10 protein-coding genes are annotated in these 13,697 nt (G+C 40.1%); 8 read left to right on the top strand and 2 right to left on the bottom strand.

What is annotated here, in order from left to right; genetic code table 11:
* The first annotated feature begins 97 nt into the window (after positions 1-97).
* The 6 genes from fusA (at position 98) to MK482_RS02040 (ending at position 8,342) form a co-directional block, all read left to right on the top strand.
* Positions 98-2,179 (top strand): elongation factor G, encoded by a 2,082-nt coding sequence (gene fusA, locus MK482_RS02015; protein ID WP_000090329.1) that lies wholly within the window; start codon positions 98-100, stop codon positions 2,177-2,179.
* A gap of 329 nt (positions 2,180-2,508) precedes the next feature.
* Complete coding sequence (locus tag MK482_RS02020) at positions 2,509-4,209, top strand: acetolactate synthase large subunit (protein ID WP_268717828.1); 1,701 nt, start codon at positions 2,509-2,511, stop codon at positions 4,207-4,209.
* A complete protein-coding gene (gene ilvN, locus MK482_RS02025) occupies positions 4,202-4,678 on the top strand; it encodes an acetolactate synthase small subunit (protein WP_124787567.1) in 477 nt (158 codons plus the stop codon). The genes MK482_RS02020 and ilvN overlap by 8 nt, the downstream gene beginning before the upstream one ends.
* A gap of 218 nt (positions 4,679-4,896) precedes the next feature.
* The gene (gene ilvC / locus MK482_RS02030) at positions 4,897-5,919 is read left to right on the top strand and encodes a ketol-acid reductoisomerase (protein WP_000290683.1); all 1,023 of its coding nucleotides are present in this window, start codon (positions 4,897-4,899) and stop codon (positions 5,917-5,919) included.
* A 112-nt stretch (positions 5,920-6,031) separates the two neighbouring features.
* Positions 6,032-7,282, top strand: a complete 1,251-nt coding sequence (gene ilvA, locus MK482_RS02035; protein ID WP_000952976.1) for a threonine ammonia-lyase IlvA — start codon at positions 6,032-6,034, stop codon at positions 7,280-7,282.
* 844 nt (positions 7,283-8,126) lie between these two features.
* Positions 8,127-8,342: a hypothetical protein gene (locus tag MK482_RS02040; protein ID WP_001130038.1), complete on the top strand. Its 216-nt coding sequence runs from the start codon at positions 8,127-8,129 to the stop codon at positions 8,340-8,342.
* Between the two features lie 90 nt (positions 8,343-8,432).
* Here MK482_RS02040 and MK482_RS02045 read toward each other — a convergent pair whose 3' ends face one another.
* Together MK482_RS02045 and MK482_RS02050 are read right to left on the bottom strand one after the other, a co-directional pair.
* Positions 8,433-9,173, bottom strand: a complete 741-nt coding sequence (locus MK482_RS02045; RefSeq protein ID WP_033680755.1) for an amino acid ABC transporter ATP-binding protein — start codon at positions 9,171-9,173, stop codon at positions 8,433-8,435.
* Positions 9,173-10,738 (bottom strand): ABC transporter substrate-binding protein/permease, encoded by a 1,566-nt coding sequence (locus MK482_RS02050; RefSeq protein WP_268717829.1) that lies wholly within the window; start codon positions 10,736-10,738, stop codon positions 9,173-9,175. Before MK482_RS02050 ends, MK482_RS02045 begins: the two co-directional genes overlap by 1 nt.
* Positions 10,739-10,877: 139 nt before the next feature.
* Between MK482_RS02050 and MK482_RS02055 the strand changes: the two genes are divergently transcribed.
* A complete protein-coding gene (locus tag MK482_RS02055) occupies positions 10,878-12,767 on the top strand; it encodes a DUF2207 domain-containing protein (RefSeq protein WP_268717830.1) in 1,890 nt (629 codons plus the stop codon).
* A 60-nt stretch (positions 12,768-12,827) separates the two neighbouring features.
* Positions 12,828-13,673 (top strand): undecaprenyl-diphosphate phosphatase, encoded by an 846-nt coding sequence (locus tag MK482_RS02060; protein ID WP_247953348.1) that lies wholly within the window; start codon positions 12,828-12,830, stop codon positions 13,671-13,673.
* Positions 13,674-13,697 lie beyond the last annotated feature (24 nt).

Raw genomic sequence — 13,697 nt, forward strand, 5'->3', positions numbered from 1 at the left:
GAAAACATTGAGAACGGGTAGGTCCTGCCTATCCGTTTTTATTAAAATCATGTTATAATAGAATAGAAATCAAAAATAAATAGGAGAAACAAACCTCATGGCACGCGAATTTTCACTTGAAAAAACTCGTAATATCGGTATCATGGCTCACGTCGATGCTGGTAAAACAACAACTACTGAGCGTATTCTTTACTACACTGGTAAAATCCACAAAATCGGTGAAACTCACGAAGGTGCGTCACAAATGGACTGGATGGAGCAAGAGCAAGAACGTGGTATCACTATCACATCTGCTGCGACAACAGCTCAATGGGACAACCACCGCGTAAACATTATCGACACACCAGGACACGTGGACTTCACAATCGAAGTACAGCGTTCTCTTCGTGTATTGGATGGTGCGGTTACCGTTCTTGACTCACAATCAGGTGTTGAGCCTCAAACTGAAACAGTTTGGCGTCAAGCAACTGAGTATGGAGTTCCACGTATCGTATTTGCCAACAAAATGGACAAAATCGGTGCTGACTTCCTTTACTCTGTAAGCACACTTCACGATCGTCTTCAAGCAAACGCACACCCAATCCAATTGCCAATCGGTTCTGAAGATGACTTCCGTGGTATCATCGACTTGATCAAGATGAAAGCTGAAATCTATACTAACGACCTTGGTACAGATATCCTTGAAGAAGATATTCCAGCTGAATACCTTGATCAAGCTCAAGAATACCGTGAAAAATTGGTTGAAGCAGTTGCTGAAACTGACGAAGAATTGATGATGAAATACCTCGAAGGTGAAGAAATCACTAACGAAGAATTGAAAGCTGGTATCCGTAAAGCGACTATCAACGTTGAATTCTTCCCAGTATTGTGTGGTTCTGCCTTCAAGAACAAAGGTGTTCAATTGATGCTTGATGCAGTTATTGACTACCTTCCAAGCCCACTTGATATCCCAGCTATCAAAGGTATTAACCCAGATACAGACGCTGAAGAAACTCGTCCAGCATCTGACGAAGAGCCATTTGCAGCTCTTGCCTTCAAAATCATGACTGACCCATTCGTAGGTCGTTTGACATTCTTCCGTGTTTACTCAGGTGTGCTTCAATCAGGTTCATACGTATTGAACACTTCTAAAGGTAAACGTGAACGTATCGGACGTATCCTTCAAATGCACGCTAACAGCCGTCAAGAAATCGACACTGTTTACTCAGGTGATATCGCTGCTGCCGTTGGTTTGAAAGATACTACTACTGGTGACTCATTGACAGATGAAAAAGCTAAAATCATCCTTGAGTCAATCAATGTTCCAGAACCAGTTATCCAATTGATGGTTGAGCCAAAATCTAAAGCTGACCAAGATAAGATGGGTATTGCCCTTCAAAAATTGGCTGAAGAAGATCCAACATTCCGCGTTGAAACAAACGTTGAAACTGGTGAAACAGTTATCTCAGGTATGGGTGAGCTTCACCTTGACGTCCTTGTTGACCGTATGCGTCGTGAGTTCAAAGTTGAAGCGAACGTAGGTGCTCCTCAAGTATCTTACCGTGAAACATTCCGCGCTTCTACTCAAGCACGTGGATTCTTCAAACGTCAGTCTGGTGGTAAAGGTCAATTCGGTGATGTATGGATTGAATTTACTCCAAACGAAGAAGGTAAAGGATTCGAATTCGAAAACGCAATCGTCGGTGGTGTGGTTCCTCGTGAATTTATCCCAGCGGTTGAAAAAGGTTTGGTAGAATCTATGGCTAACGGTGTTCTTGCAGGTTACCCAATGGTTGACGTTAAAGCTAAGCTTTACGATGGTTCATACCACGATGTCGACTCATCTGAAACTGCCTTCAAGATCGCGGCTTCACTTGCTCTTAAAGAAGCTGCTAAATCAGCACAACCAGCTATCCTTGAGCCAATGATGCTTGTAACAATCACTGTTCCAGAAGAAAACCTTGGTGATGTTATGGGTCACGTAACTGCTCGTCGTGGACGTGTAGATGGTATGGAAGCACATGGTAACAGCCAAATCGTTCGTGCTTACGTTCCACTTGCTGAAATGTTCGGTTACGCAACAGTTCTTCGTTCTGCATCTCAAGGACGTGGTACATTCATGATGGTATTTGACCACTACGAAGATGTACCTAAGTCAGTACAAGAAGAAATCATTAAGAAAAACAAAGGTGAAGACTAATCTGTCCTCACTCTAGAAGGAAGTCACTTAGTGGCTTCCTCTTTTGTATAGTTATGATAAATTTCATTAACTCTGCAAACGTGCAGTGCACTCAAAAAAATTTCATATAAAAATGAGTTAAAGAAATTTGCGAAAGAAATTTACAATATAAATGCAAATAAATTGCTAAAGAATATGAATTATATTTTGAAGCTTATAAAAAATAGAATAATATTCATAAATAAACGTTAAAATAGAAAATTCAGAAAATTTCTTCTTTTCTCTTGAAAAATTTTGAAAAAATGGTATGATAGTAACAAGTTATTTTTAAGAGAAGAGAAAGGGGAACAATGGAGAAAATCAGTTTAGAATCTCCTAAGACGGGGTCGGACCTAGTTTTGGAAACACTTCGTGATTTAGGAATTGATACCATCTTTGGTTATCCTGGTGGTGCGGTCTTGCCTTTTTATGATGCGATATATAATTTTAAAGGTATTCGCCACATTCTAGGACGCCATGAGCAAGGTTGTTTGCATGAAGCTGAAGGTTATGCCAAATCAACTGGAAAGTTGGGTGTTGCTGTCGTCACTAGCGGACCAGGGGCAACAAATGCCATTACAGGGATTGCGGATGCTATGAGCGATAGCGTTCCCCTTTTGGTCTTTACAGGTCAGGTGGCGCGAGCTGGGATTGGGAAGGATGCCTTTCAGGAGGCAGACATTGTGGGGATTACCATGCCAATCACTAAGTACAATTACCAAGTTCGTGAGACAGCTGATATCCCTCGAATTATTACGGAAGCTGTCCATATCGCAACTACAGGACGTCCAGGTCCGGTCGTCATTGACCTACCTAAAGATGTATCTGCTTTAGAAACAGACTTCATCTATTCACCAGAAGTGAACCTACCAAGCTATCAGCCAACTCTTGAGCCAAATGATATGCAAATCAAGAAAATCTTGAAGCAATTATCCAAGGCTAAAAAGCCAGTCTTGCTAGCTGGTGGTGGAATTAGTTATGCTGAAGCTGCTGCGGAACTAAATGAATTTGCAGAGCGCTATCAAATTCCAGTGGTAACCAGTCTTTTGGGACAAGGAACGATTGCAACGAGTCATCCACTCTTCCTTGGAATGGGAGGCATGCACGGGTCATTCGCAGCTAATATTGCCATGACGGAAGCTGATTTTATGATTAGTATTGGTTGTCGTTTCGATGACCGCTTGACGGGGAATCCTAAGACCTTTGCTAAGAATGCTAAGGTTGCTCACATTGATATTGATCCAGCTGAGATTGGTAAGATTATCAGTGCAGATATTCCTGTAGTTGGAGATGCTAAGAAGGCCTTGCAAATGTTATTGACGGAACCAACAGTTCATAACAATACTGAGAAATGGATTGAGAAAGTTACTAAAGATAAGAACCGTGTTCGTTCTTATGATAAGAAAGAACGCGTGGTTCAACCTCAGGCCGTTATTGAACGCATCGGTGAGTTGACAAATGGTGATGCCATTGTGGTAACAGACGTTGGTCAACACCAAATGTGGACAGCCCAGTATTATCCCTATCAAAATGAACGTCAGTTAGTGACTTCAGGTGGTTTGGGAACGATGGGATTTGGAATTCCAGCTGCAATTGGTGCTAAAATTGCTAACCCAGATAAGGAAGTAGTCTTGTTTGTTGGGGATGGTGGTTTCCAAATGACCAACCAAGAATTGGCTATTTTGAATATTTACAAAGTGCCAATCAAGGTGGTTATGCTGAACAATCACTCACTTGGAATGGTTCGCCAGTGGCAGGAATCCTTCTATGAAGGTAGAACATCAGAGTCAGTCTTTGATACCCTTCCTGATTTCCAATTGATGGCGCAGGCTTATGGCATTAAAAACTATAAGTTTGATAATCCTGAGACCTTGGCTCAAGACCTTGAAGTGATCACTGAGGATGTTCCTATGCTAATCGAGGTAGATATTTCTCGTAAGGAACAGGTGTTACCAATGGTACCGGCTGGTAAGAGTAATCATGAGATGCTGGGGGTGAAGTTCCATGCGTAGAATGTTAACGGCAAAACTACAAAATCGTTCAGGAGTCCTCAATCGTTTTACAGGTGTCCTATCTCGTCGTCAGGTTAATATTGAAAGCATCTCTGTTGGAGCAACAGAAGATCCGAATGTATCGCGTATCACTATTATTATTGATGTTACTTCTCATGATGAAGTGGAGCAAATCATCAAGCAACTTAATCGTCAGATTGATGTGATTCGCATTCGTGATATTACAGACAAGCCTCATTTGGAGCGCGAGGTAATTTTGGTTAAGATGTCAGCGCCAGCTGAGAAGCGTGCTGAGATTCTAGCGATTATTCAACCTTTCCGTGCAACAGTGGTAGACGTAGCGCCAAGCTCGATTACCATTCAGATGACAGGAAATGCTGAAAAGAGTGAAGCTCTATTGCGAGTCATTCGACCATATGGTATTCGCAATATTGCTCGAACTGGTGCAACTGGATTTACCCGCGATTAACACTCTTCGAAAATCAAATTCAAATCACGTCAGCTTTGCCTTGCCGTAGGTATATGTTACTGCCTCCGTCAGTCTTATTTACAACCTCAAAGCAGTGCTTTGAGCAGTCTGTGGCTAGCTTCCTAATTTGCTCTTTGATTTTCATTGAGTATAAAAATATTTTAAATTTGTTAAACCAGCCTAAAAGGCAATAAATAATAGAAAAGAGAGAAAAAACTATGGCAGTTCAAATGGAATACGAAAAAGATGTTAAAGTAGCAGCACTTGATGGTAAAAAAATCGCCGTTATCGGTTATGGTTCGCAAGGACATGCGCATGCTCAAAACTTGCGTGATTCAGGTCGTGACGTTATTATCGGTGTACGTCCAGGTAAATCTTTTGATAAAGCAAAAGAAGATGGATTTGACACTTACACAGTAGCAGAAGCTACTAAATTGGCTGACGTTATCATGATTTTGGCACCAGACGAAATCCAACAAGAATTGTACGAAGCAGAAATCGCTCCAAACTTGGAAGCTGGAAACGCAGTTGGATTTGCTCATGGTTTCAATATCCACTTTGAGTTTATCAAAGTTCCTGCGGATGTAGATGTCTTTATGTGTGCTCCTAAAGGACCAGGACACTTGGTACGTCGTACTTATGAAGAAGGATTTGGTGTTCCAGCTCTTTATGCAGTTTACCAAGATGCAACAGGAAATGCTAAAAACATTGCTATGGACTGGTGTAAAGGTGTTGGGGCAGCTCGTGTAGGTCTTCTTGAAACAACTTACAAAGAAGAAACAGAAGAAGATTTGTTTGGTGAACAGGCTGTACTTTGTGGTGGTTTGACTGCCCTTATCGAAGCAGGTTTCGAAGTTTTGACAGAAGCAGGTTACGCTCCAGAATTGGCATACTTTGAAGTTCTTCACGAAATGAAATTGATCGTTGACTTGATCTACGAAGGTGGATTTAAGAAAATGCGTCAATCAATTTCAAACACTGCTGAGTACGGTGACTATGTATCAGGTCCACGTGTGATTACTGAGCAAGTTAAAGAAAACATGAAAGCTGTCTTGGCTGATATCCAAAATGGTAAATTTGCAAATGACTTTGTAAATGACTATAAAGCTGGACGTCCAAAATTGACTGCTTACCGTGAACAAGCAGCTAACCTTGAAATTGAAAAAGTTGGTGCAGAATTGCGTAAAGCAATGCCATTCGTTGGTAAAAACGACGATGATGCATTCAAAATCTATAACTAATTGATAGAAATTAAGGTGAAGGCGAGTTGGGGGACTAACTCGCTTTTATAATCAATTCATCTCTTTTTAAGAGGATGGATTGTGATAATATGAAATAGTCTAGGAGAAAATGATGTTAAGTTCAAAAGATATCATCAAGGCTCATAAGGTCTTGAACGGTGTGGTTGTTAATACCCCACTGGATTATGACCATTATTTATCGGAGAAGTATGGTGCTAAGATTTATTTGAAAAAGGAAAATGCCCAACGTGTTCGCTCTTTTAAAATTCGTGGTGCCTATTATGCCATTTCCCAGCTCAGCAAGGAAGAACGTGAGCGTGGGGTAGTCTGCGCTTCTGCGGGGAATCATGCGCAGGGAGTTGCCTATACTTGCAATGAAATGAAGATTCCTGCAACTATTTTCATGCCAATTACTACTCCGCAACAAAAAATTGGTCAGGTTCGTTTTTTTGGTGGGGACTTCGTAACTATTAAACTAGTTGGAGATACCTTTGATGCGTCAGCTAAAGCAGCTCAAGAATTTACAGTCTCTGAAAATCGTACCTTTATTGATCCTTTTGATGATGCCCATGTTCAGGCAGGTCAAGGAACAGTTGCTTATGAGATTTTAGAAGAAGCTCGAAAAGAATCGATTGATTTTGATGCTGTCTTGGTTCCTGTTGGTGGTGGCGGTCTCATTGCTGGGGTTTCTACCTATATCAAGGAAACAAGTCCAGAGATTGAAGTCATTGGGGTAGAGGCTAATGGAGCGCGTTCCATGAAAGCTGCCTTTGAAGCTGGTGGACCTGTTAAACTCAAAGAAATTGACAAATTTGCGGATGGGATTGCTGTACAAAAGGTAGGTCAATTGACCTATGAAGCAACTCGTCAACATGTTCAAACCTTAGTAGGTGTCGATGAGGGATTGATTTCTGAAACCTTGATTGACCTCTACTCTAAGCAAGGGATTGTTGCAGAACCTGCTGGAGCAGCTAGTATCGCTTCTTTAGAGGTTTTGGCTGAATATATCAAGGGGAAAACCATTTGTTGTATCATTTCTGGAGGAAATAATGATATCAACCGTATGCCGGAAATGGAAGAGCGTGCCTTGATTTATGATGGGATCAAGCATTACTTTGTAGTGAATTTTCCACAGCGTCCAGGGGCCTTGCGTGAATTTGTAAATGATATTCTGGGGCCAAATGATGATATCACACGTTTTGAGTATATCAAACGAGCTAGCAAGGGGACAGGACCAGTATTAATTGGGATCGCCTTAGCAGATAAGCATGATTATGCAGGTTTGATTCGTCGGATGGAAGGTTTTGATCCATCTTATATTAACTTGAATGGTAATGAAACGCTCTATAATATGCTAGTCTGAGGAATAATAAAAAAATATCATATTATTTGCACAACTGATGTATAGGTGCTATAATGAGGGTGAAGAAAGGGGGCGATTCCTATGGACTTGGGAAATCGATTACGCTATTTCTATCACAAGTCATTATAGTACCTATTATTTTTTGATTCAGTTTATAATAATAAAAAAGAATCACTTGCTATATATAAGGGTACTATTTAGAATACAATATTTTATATATAACTAATTTAAAAATCGTCTAAATATAATAGCAAATAGAGAAAATAATCAGTATTTATGAGACAGATTTGGTGATTTAATTGATAAAATTGATCTGATACTTGTAAAATGAGAGTAGTAGAAAAGTTTGTGACATTAGTAAGTCATATTCTAGATGTTGACTATGAGATGGTGTTTGAAAAGAATATGTAAAATTTGATGAAACAAGTTCATTGTACCAGTTGAAAAAGAAAATAAGATTTAAATAATGACAGGAAGGGATCTCAGACAAAGAGAAAGGAAAGAGATAGTTAAGAGATGATCAGAGGAAAATATTATCTTTGCTAGCTTTAATAATTTAAAAGGAATGTATAGAATTACTTGAATATGACTCCTGTCTATCCTATAGAGCAGCTGGTATGTGGTTTATATGAATATTATTACACATTATAGGTTTAATGATGCAATTATTTTTTAGGTGCTTACTAATGATTTATAGTAAGCAAAAACCTATATATTATCGGCTTTAATAAGATAGTAACAAAAAAACAAATCATTAATTTTATTGAATATATGTTTTTTTATTGACAAAACACATAAAAACGTATACAATTAAATATCGTAAAGAAGAAAATAGGAGAAGGACATGGCTAAGTCAAACTTTGAAAAAGTAGAATCAGTTGTTGGCTGGGTTCGTGATAAGAAAATCACAGGCTACCGTATCTCTAAAGAAACGAATGCGCGTGAAATGTCTATCATTGCTCTAGCGCAGGGTCGTGCAAAAGTAAAAAATATTTCATTTGAAACAGCTCTAGGTTTAATTGATTTCTATGAAAAAAATTATGAAAAATTTGAAGATTAATCTTTGGATAGTGGCGGATTCTTGAATAGGGTCTGCCTTTTCATTTTTAGGACAGCAAAAAGACTGCACGGTTGATGCAGCCTTTTCTTTTTATTTGAGATAACGTTGAAGGAATTCTTTTGTTCGGTCTTCTTTAGGATTGGTGAAGAGGTCTTCTGGTTTACCTTCTTCGGCAATCACACCCTTATCCATAAAGATAACACGGTGAGAGACATCACGAGCGAATTCCATCTCGTGAGTCACTACAATCATAGTCAAGCCTTCTTGGGCCAGTTCCTGCATGATTTTGAGGACTTCTCCAACCATTTCTGGATCGAGAGCTGATGTTGGTTCATCAAAGAGAATAGCGTCAGGATTCATGGAGAGGGCACGAGCGATGGCCACACGTTGTTTTTGACCCCCTGAGAGTTGTTTTGGTTTGGCTTGCCAGTAGCGTTCTCCCATGCCGACCTTTTCTAGGTTTTCTTTGGCAATCTTTTCAGCTTCTGTACGTTCGCGTTTAAGGACTGTTGTCTGAGCGACAATTGTGTTTTCAAGTACGTTAAGATTTTCAAAGAGGTTAAAGGATTGGAACACCATCCCCAACTTTTCACGGTATTGCGTTAGGTCATAGCCTTTTTCGAGGACGTTTTGTCCATGATAAAGAATTTGTCCATCAGTTGGCGTTTCAAGGAGGTTAATGGAGCGTAGGAAGGTTGATTTTCCGCTTCCAGAGCTTCCGATGATAGAGATAACTTCACCCTTGTGGACGGTGAGAGAAATGTCTTTTAACACTTCGTTTTGGCCATAGGATTTTTTGAGGTGTTTAATTTCAAGGATTGCTTGTGTCATTATTTCAAATCCTCCGTTTGCATTTGGTTAGCACCTGTAGTATAGGTATCCATATCCATTCGGCGTTCGATGAAGCGTAGGATACGTGTTACTGTGAAGGTGAGGACAAAGTAAATCACGGCGATGATTGTAAATGTCTGGAAGTATTGATAGGTTTGAGTTGCCACGGTATTTCCTGAGAAATAAAGTTCGACAACAGAGATAACGTTCAATACAGATGTATCTTTGATATTGATGACAAATTCATTACCAGTTGCTGGCAGGATGTTACGGACTACTTGAGGTAGGACAATCTTACGCATGGTTTGGTTATGAGTCATACCAAGAGCAGTAGCGGCTTCAAATTGTCCCTTGTCAACTGCTAGGATACCACCACGGACGATTTCAGTCATGTAGGCACCGGTGTTGATCGAAACGATGAAGATAGCAGCTAGTGTACGGTCAAGGTTGATACCGAAAGCTTGGGCAGTTCCATAGTAGATAACCATCGATTGAACAATCATTGGTGTACCACGGAAAATTTCAATGTAGACATTGAGGATCCAGCCGACTAGTTTTTGTAGACCATAAATGGCTTTATTCTCAGATAGAGGAGCAGTACGGAAGACACCAATGGCAAGGCCGATAATGAGACCTGTGATGGTTCCGACGATAGAGATTAAAAGAGTGACACCAGCACCACGCAAAAGTTGTTGCCAGTTTTCAGAAAGAATTTTAGCGACTTGGCTAAAGAAACTACTGCTAGTCTCTTCAGTTGTTGTAGCTTCGGCAGGTTGTTCCTTGATCATACGATCCATCAAGGTAACTTGGTCGTCTTTTGAAATGGTTTCAATGCTGGCATTGATTTGGCTAATACGATTGTCATCTTTACGAAGTCCAATGGCGATAGCTGTATCTTCTTCCCCAGTTTTGAAACCTGGTTCTACTTGGATCATCTTGAACTTAGAGTTAGCAGCTTCAGCAGTCAGAGCTTCTGGGCGTTCAGAAACATAGGCGTCGATGACACCAGCCTCAAGAGCTTGGCGCATTTGAGCGAAGTCTCCCATGGCTGTTTCTTTTTTAGCACCTGTGATTTGTGTAATCAAGTCATAAAGGTAGACACCTTGTTGAGAAGTGATTTTCGCACCATTAAAGTCATCTAAAGATTTAGCATTTGCGTAGGCAGAATCTTTTTTGACTAGTAGAACTGGTTCGCTAGTATAGTAACTGCTTGAAAAGGCAATTTCTTGTTTGCGTTCGGCAGTTGGACTCATACCTGCGATAATCATGTCAATCTTACCAGAAGTAAGGGCAGGAACTAGACCTTCCCACTTTGTTTTAACAACCAAAGGTTCTTTACCTAAGTCCTTAGCGATTTTCTTGGCGATTTGAACATCGTATCCGTTAGCATACTGGTTAGTCCCATCGATTTTGACAGCCCCATTACTATCATCGTCCTGAGTCCAGTTAAAGGGAGCATATGCCGCTTCCATCCCGATGCGTAAATATTCATCGGCTTGAGCAACATTAACAAGTCCTAGCATCAGCAAGAGACTTGTGAAAATAGATAAGTATATTTTTCTCATGATTTCTCCTATTTCTAATCTATTAAAAAATAACTGTCTCCTATTTTATCGAAAAAAACTCTATTTTTCAATATAGGTAAGCCCTTACTTGTGAAAAAATGATATAATGATAGCAAAGATAAAAAGGGGGGGTTAGTTGATGAAAAAAACTTTTTTCTTACTGGTGTTAGGCTTGTTTTGCCTTTTGCCATTCTCTGTTTTTGCCATTGATTTCAAGATAAACTCTTATCAAGGGGATTTGTATATTCATGCAGACAATACAGCAGAATTTAGACAGAAGATAGTTTACCAGTTTGAGGAGGACTTTAAGGGTCAAATTGTGGGACTTGGACGTGCTGGCAAGATGCCCAGTGGATTTGACATTGATCCTCATCCAACGGTTCAGGCCGCGAAAAACGGTGCTGAACTAGTAGACGTTACTAGCGAAGTGACAGAAGAGGCGAATGGTTACACTGTGAAAGTTTATAATCCAGGTCAGGAGGGCGACATAGTTGAAGTTGACCTAACATGGAATTTAAAAAATTTGCTTTTTCTATATGATGACATCGCTGAATTAAATTGGCAACCTCTGACAGATAGTTCAGGAGCTATTGGAAAGTTTGAATTTCATGTAAGGGGAGAGAAGGGGGCGGAAAAACTCTTTTTCCATACAGGGAAACTTTTTAGAGAGGGAACGGTTGAAAAGAGTAATCTTGATTATACTATCCGTTTAGACAATCTTCCGCCTAAGCGTGGAGTTGAATTGCATGCCTATTGGCCTCGGACCAATTTTGCTAGCGCTAGGGATCAGGGCTTGAAAGGGAATCGTTTAGAAGAGTTTAATAAGATAGAAGACTCGATTATTAGAGAAAAAGATCAGAGTAAACAACTCGTTACTTGGGTGTTTCCTTCGCTACTTTCTATCTCCTTGTTATTGAGTATTTGCTTTTATTTTATTTATAGAAGAAAGACCATTCCTTCGGTCAAATATGCCAAAAATCATCGTATCTATGAACCACCAATGGAATTAGAGCCTATGGTTTTATCAGAGGCTGTCTACTCTACCTCCTTGGAGGAAGTGAGTCCCTTGGTAAAGGGAGCTGGAAAATTCACCTTTGACCAACTTATTCAAGCTACCTTGCTAGATGTGATAGACCGTGGAAGTGTCTCTATCATTTCAGAAGGAGATGCAGTTGGTTTGAGGCTAATAAAAGAAGATGGTTTGTCAAGCTTTGAGAAAGACTGTCTAAATCTGGCTTTTTCAGGCAAAAAAGAAGAAACTCTTTCCAATTTGTTTGCGGATTACAAGGTATCTGATAGTCTTTATCGTAGAGCAAAAGTCTCTGATGAAAAACGGATTCAAGCAAAGGGGCGTCAGCTCAAATCTTCTTTTGAAGAAGTATTGAACCAGATGCAAGAAGGAGTGAGAAATCGGGTTACCTTCTGGGGGCTTCCGAATTACTATCGTCCTTTAACTGGTGGGGAAAAGGCCTTGCAAGTGGGTATGGGTGCCTTGACTATCCTGCCCCTATTTATCGGATTTGGTTTGTTCTTGTACAGTTTGGATGTTTATGGCTATCTTTACGTCCCCTTGCCAATACTTGGTTTTTTAGGTTTGGTGTTGGTTGTTTTCTATTATTGGAAGCTTCGACTAGATAATCGTGATGGTGTCCTAAATGAAGCAGGAGCAGAAGTATACTATCTCTGGACCAGTTTTGAAAATATGTTGCGTGAGATTGCACGATTGGATCAGGCTGAATTGGAAAGTATTGTGGTCTGGAATCGCCTTTTGGTCTATGCGACCTTATTTGGCTATGCGGACAAGGTCAGCCATTTGATGAAGGTTCATCAGATTAAAGTGGGAAATCCAGATATCAATCTCTATGTAGATTATGGCTGGCACGGTATGTTTTATCATTCAAGCGCGCAAATGAGCCATTATGCCAGCATCGCAAACACAGCAAGTACCTATTCCGTATCTTCTGGAAATGGAAGTTCTGGTGGTGGCTTCTCCGGAGGTGGAGGTGGTGGCAGTATCGGTGCCTTTTAAAGGGAACTGTCACAGATTGAAAAAATATGCTATAATGGAAGATAGAAAAAGGAGTAATCTATGTATCTTATTGAAATTTTAAAATCTATCTTCTTCGGTATTGTTGAAGGAATTACGGAATGGTTGCCGATTTCCAGTACAGGTCACTTGATTTTAGCAGAGGAATTTATCCAATACCAAAATCAGAATGAAGCTTTTATGTCCATGTTTAATGTCGTGATTCAGCTTGGTGCTATTTTAGCGGTTATGGTCATTTACTTTAACAAGCTCAATCCTTTCAAACCGACTAAGGACAAGCAGGAAGTTCGTAAGACTTGGAGACTGTGGTTGAAGGTCTTGGTTGCCACTTTGCCTTTACTTGCCGTCTTTAAATTTGATGATTGGTTTGATACCCACTTCCATAACATGGTTTCTGTTGCTCTCATGTTGATTATCTATGGGATTGCCTTTATCTATTTGGAGAAGCGCAATAAAGCGCGTGCTATCGAACCAAGTGTAACAGAGTTGGACAAGCTTCCTTATACCACAGCCTTCTATATCGGACTTTTCCAAGTTCTTGCCCTTTTACCAGGGACCAGTCGTTCTGGTGCAACGATTGTCGGTGGTTTGTTAAATGGAACCAGTCGTTCTGTTGTGACAGAATTTACCTTCTATCTTGGAATTCCAGTTATGTTTGGAGCTAGTGCATTAAAGATTTTCAAATTTATAAAAGCAGGACAACTCTTGAACTTTGGGCAATTGTTCTTGCTCTTGGTTGCGATGGGAGTCGCTTTTGCAGTCAGCATGGTCGCTATTCGCTTCTTGACCAGCTATGTGAAAAAACACGACTTTACCCTTTTCGGTAAATACCGCATCGTGCTTGGTAGTGTTTTACTACTTTACAGTTTTGTCCGTTTATTTGTATAAGAAAAACCTTGAAGGGGCAGCTCT

Source organism: Streptococcus mitis, assembly GCF_026782865.1.
GTDB classification, from domain to species: Bacteria; Bacillota; Bacilli; order Lactobacillales; family Streptococcaceae; genus Streptococcus; species Streptococcus mitis_CG.

What these genes read in the sequence shown, in the direction of transcription:
- MK482_RS02020 (WP_268717828.1), top strand. Translation starts at nt 2,509, where the DNA reads ATGGAGAAAATCAGTTTAGAATCTCCTAAGACGGGGTCGGACCTAGTT.
- MK482_RS02060 (WP_247953348.1), top strand. Translation starts at nt 12,828, where the DNA reads ATGTATCTTATTGAAATTTTAAAATCTATCTTCTTCGGTATTGTTGAA.
- MK482_RS02050 (WP_268717829.1), bottom strand. Translation starts at nt 10,738, where the DNA reads ATGAGAAAAATATACTTATCTATTTTCACAAGTCTCTTGCTGATGCTA.
- MK482_RS02040 (WP_001130038.1), top strand. Translation starts at nt 8,127, where the DNA reads ATGGCTAAGTCAAACTTTGAAAAAGTAGAATCAGTTGTTGGCTGGGTT.
- MK482_RS02055 (WP_268717830.1), top strand. Translation starts at nt 10,878, where the DNA reads ATGAAAAAAACTTTTTTCTTACTGGTGTTAGGCTTGTTTTGCCTTTTG.
- ilvC (WP_000290683.1), top strand. Translation starts at nt 4,897, where the DNA reads ATGGCAGTTCAAATGGAATACGAAAAAGATGTTAAAGTAGCAGCACTT.
- MK482_RS02045 (WP_033680755.1), bottom strand. Translation starts at nt 9,173, where the DNA reads ATGACACAAGCAATCCTTGAAATTAAACACCTCAAAAAATCCTATGGC.
- fusA (WP_000090329.1), top strand. Translation starts at nt 98, where the DNA reads ATGGCACGCGAATTTTCACTTGAAAAAACTCGTAATATCGGTATCATG.
- ilvN (WP_124787567.1), top strand. Translation starts at nt 4,202, where the DNA reads ATGCGTAGAATGTTAACGGCAAAACTACAAAATCGTTCAGGAGTCCTC.
- ilvA (WP_000952976.1), top strand. Translation starts at nt 6,032, where the DNA reads ATGTTAAGTTCAAAAGATATCATCAAGGCTCATAAGGTCTTGAACGGT.